This is a genomic window from Arsenophonus endosymbiont of Bemisia tabaci Q2, from assembly GCF_902713415.1.
GTDB lineage: Bacteria > Pseudomonadota > Gammaproteobacteria > Enterobacterales > Enterobacteriaceae > Arsenophonus.
This window is the reverse complement of sequence record NZ_CACTIE010000227.1, coordinates 1-3,742: the sequence shown is the minus strand read 5'-3', so window position 1 is coordinate 3,742 and position 3,742 is coordinate 1. Positions and strand designations below refer to the sequence as shown.

General features: G+C 34.5%; 3 protein-coding genes and 2 pseudogenes. 2 read left to right on the top strand and 3 right to left on the bottom strand.

The genetic code is table 11. From position 1 onward, the window contains the following. The first annotated feature begins 20 nt into the window (after positions 1-20). Positions 21-149, top strand: coding sequence for a transposase (locus tag ARSQ2_RS15060; protein ID WP_238334460.1), 129 nt, complete (start codon positions 21-23; stop codon positions 147-149). A gap of 1 nt (position 150) precedes the next feature. Here the strand turns inward: ARSQ2_RS15060 and ARSQ2_RS10385 are convergent. From ARSQ2_RS10385 to dapA, 3 genes and pseudogenes are all read right to left on the bottom strand, one after another. Further along, positions 151-522 (bottom strand): annotated as a pseudogene (locus ARSQ2_RS10385) (phosphoribosylaminoimidazolesuccinocarboxamide synthase); the annotation flags it as partial. Positions 523-798: 276 nt separating this feature from the next. Beyond that, positions 799-1,853, bottom strand: a pseudogene (gene bamC, locus ARSQ2_RS10380) (outer membrane protein assembly factor BamC). A 9-nt stretch (positions 1,854-1,862) separates the two neighbouring features. After that, positions 1,863-2,780, bottom strand: a complete 918-nt coding sequence (dapA, locus tag ARSQ2_RS10375) for a 4-hydroxy-tetrahydrodipicolinate synthase (protein WP_181995254.1) — start codon at positions 2,778-2,780, stop codon at positions 1,863-1,865. A gap of 387 nt (positions 2,781-3,167) precedes the next feature. Between dapA and ARSQ2_RS15055 the strand changes: the two genes are divergently transcribed. After that, the gene (locus tag ARSQ2_RS15055) at positions 3,168-3,365 is read left to right on the top strand and encodes an ACT domain-containing protein (RefSeq protein ID WP_181995256.1); all 198 of its coding nucleotides are present in this window, start codon (positions 3,168-3,170) and stop codon (positions 3,363-3,365) included. Positions 3,366-3,742 lie beyond the last annotated feature (377 nt).

The following is a 3,742-nucleotide window of genomic DNA, read 5'->3' as shown; positions in this document are numbered from 1 at the left end:
TCATCATCGATGCGGGGCATATGCTGGAATATTTGCCTACCTATTCGCCAGATCTTAATCCAATTGAACATAAATGGGCACAAGCTAAATGCAAAAAAAGAGCGCTTAGATGCGACACAGATATTTTGTTCGCACTCAATATGGTGTAATCAAAATTAAGTCACTTAGCTCTATAGGTGGCTCAAGCAAAGTACCCTCTTCGATACCAAGCCGTTTAACTAAAGAACCAGCTGCTCGATTACGAATAACGCATTCAACCGGGATCATAGTTAATTTTTTTACTAATGATTCAGTATCTGACAGTAATCGTTCCATTTGGGTTGGAATGCCGGCTTGCTCCAGTTTTTGTATAATGAAATGATTAAATTTATTATTTATCATTTCTTTACGTTCAAACTGCTCTATACGCTCACCATCTAGTGCCGATGTATCATTGTGGAATTCTAATATTAATAAATTAGGATCATCCGTAAAATATACGGTTTTCGCTTTTCCACGATACAACTCAGCTTTTTTCTGGATTTTATTTACTCCGAAATTTGATCATTTTAATAAAAAAACGCTTAAATATGACTTTAACGTAATACGCAAACGTTTACTTTTTTAGTAAAAGGAGAATAACAGATTAGCGGTTATTTATGTTAATTAAATTACTTTACTGGAAACATTTTAATTAGCCTAAAAACTGACCGAGCAAAACAAAAAAACAGATGATTCATAGTGAATAAATCACTACCAACCATCCATCATTTATATGAGCAATGTTATAGCTAATCGTAATAAACCCAGTTTTATTAACTAATTACTACTCACTTTACTAAACGCCGCTTTTAATGCCGAGACCATTTCATCATTTTTTTTGTGTTAAGGTTTTCCCTTTTAACGCCATAAACTCCAGACTACTACGATTATTCATATCGCCAACTTGTAATTTATAATCCCTTTTTGTCATGGTTGGGTTATCGACGCCAATCGCTTGCAAATCACTATCACTCATACCATTAAAAGTGAGGGTAATTAATCCGGTCGAACGACTACGGTCACCAACTTACATACCAATGCTTTCAAGCACAGAGGGTAATCTATCCCAAACAACATCATAAGGCGCACGTACAATTATTTGAGGTAAGCCACTGCTATCACACTACCCGTTTGCAGATCAATAATGGCATAAGGAGCTTGGGCACCAGAACTGGTTGCGGTACTACGCAGCTTATTTATTGAATCAATCAACTCATTTAACATTAAAATATTATAGCGCTGTATTTCTGCCTGATCGGTGATGCTCTCTTCACCCTGCTTGATACTTTCATTAGTTACCGTGATGACTATTTGATTATTTTCTGGGTTCAGCTGAATTTTCTGTCTGGTTTGTATCGCAATATATTCATCTCCGCGCGGCCAGGTAATCCAACCGGTAATCAAGGAGTGGTCAGAAGCATTTTTTTGCCTAACTTTAATCATTTTTTGTTGCAAAATAGCGTTAATCTGCGACCAAAGGAAAGGGCGCTGTTTTCAGCTGTATTAGTTAAAAATAAGCGACTCGCGGTTAGGCTATTTTCGGTATGGGTATCACTAAGTAACGAAAGTGTTTGAATAGGAGGACGAATATCTAATGCTTTACCTACAGCACCATTTTGATTAGCTGGCTGAATATCATATTCACCGTTTTGTAACGGTAACGATATGCCGTCAGGGATCGTCAAATTTTTTAACGGAGGTGTATTTAAATATGATTCTTCAGCACTGACTTGACGCTTATAACGTTGATTGCTCGTGCAGGCTACCAAAAATATAGCGAGTGACAGCCCAGCAAGCTTAATAGCCTTTGATTTGTGCAATATTTTTGCCATTAAATTTCCCTAAATTTTTTGTAAATCAGCGATCTTTAGCGCCTTTTGTACTGCTATTTGACCGGTCAGTGTTAATGGTGTCATCGGTAAGCGCAATGTATCAGAATTAATAAGTCCTAATTGATAGCAAGCCCATTTAACTGGAATCGGATTAGGCTCAATAAATAATTGATGATGCAATTCACTTAGTCGATCATTTAACTTATGCGCTTCGGCATACTTTTCTGATAATGCTAATTTGCATATTTCAGCCATTAATTTGGCGGCAATATTGGCTGTTACTGAAATTACCCCCTGCCCACCTAATTGCATAAATTCTAACATAGTTGCATCATCACCGCTAAGCAAAATAAAATTTTTATCATTAATTAATCTGCGAATGCGATTCACACGGCTTAAATCACCACTAGCTTCCTTAAGGGCAACAATATTACCTAACTTTGCTAATCTGGCAACTGTCTCGGGCAATAAATCACAACCGGTGCGCGAAGGAACATTGTATAATATTTGCGGTAAATCTGTCTGTTCGGCAATCGCTTTAAAATGCTGATAAAGTCCTTCTTGTGAAGGTTTGTTATAGTATGGTGTTACCGCCAAACAGGCAACAACCCCCATTTTTTCCAAAGATTTAGTTAATGCAATAGCTTGTTTGGTAGCATTTGCGCCACCGCCTGCAATAATCGGAATTCTGCCATCAGCATACTCTAATGTCGTCAATACCACATCCAAGTGCTCACTATGATCAAGTGTTGTTGATTCTCCAGTAGTGCCAACAGATACAATTGCGGTTGTGCCATTATTAACATGATAATCAATGAGTTTTTTCAGACTGGATTTATCTATTTGCCCTTTTATATCCATTGGGGTAACAATCGCAGCAAGACTGCCACGCAAAAAATTCCGATATTGAATCGAATTATTCACCATAACCTTTTTCCTAAATGAGACATTAAAATTATGCTACTTTTTCAGTCTAAAGAAAAAAACCTTCTTATACACAAAATTTAATGAAATTTATTAATAACCACTCTGTTTTAAGAAAAATACATAATGATTATCATTCTATTTACAGTTTGTTTTTCTCACTCAATTTATTATTTTTTATCAGAAAATAAATCTTTTAAAATTAAAAAATCAGCAAAATGTGACCATTTCGTTCCATCAAATATCATTTTATCACTACTCAGTATGTAAACTTATTATATTGATATATTTTTTTTATCTTGGTAGAAGCTTTTTTTATGGTTACCATAAGATATTCAGAAATCATAAATTCATGAGGAAAACGACTTGCCACATAGTGAACAACAATGAATCATTATTATTGTACTTGTTGCAGATCATCCTGGTAAGATTAATAGCGTTATCCAACTGGTCAACAAATGTGAATGTAATATTGGAGATAGGTTTATCGCTATATTTAGCAAACAATTCTTCTTTATTATGATGTTATCAGATAGCAGGCAATCAATTTCTTTAATAGAAGCAATGTTTCTTAAGCTACTGAATTAAAATTATTATCTATTATGCAAAAAACCACTTCTGGCGTTTATAAAGAATATTTTTCAATAATAATTGCCAATGTTATTGTTAATGTCGCTCCCGCTATAGTTGAACAATTTACTTGTTTATTTATCACTCATAACTTCAACCTAGCCAAACTGGTTGCAAAATACACCCAGCGACAAACAAATATAATCAACAACTTGAAATTGAGATGAATGCCCAAAGTTTTATTGGTGATAATGAGTGAATTAACAAAAATAGATTTAAACAATTGTGCACAAAATTAAATGTCCAATATACAATTATAGCTAAGCGACTTAATTTTGATGACATTATTTATATGAGCTATTCAATTGATTTTAAACGTAAAGTGATATTTACGA

What these genes read in the sequence shown, in the direction of transcription:
- ARSQ2_RS15060 (WP_238334460.1), top strand. Translation starts at nt 21, where the DNA reads ATGCTGGAATATTTGCCTACCTATTCGCCAGATCTTAATCCAATTGAA.
- dapA (WP_181995254.1), bottom strand. Translation starts at nt 2,780, where the DNA reads ATGGTGAATAATTCGATTCAATATCGGAATTTTTTGCGTGGCAGTCTT.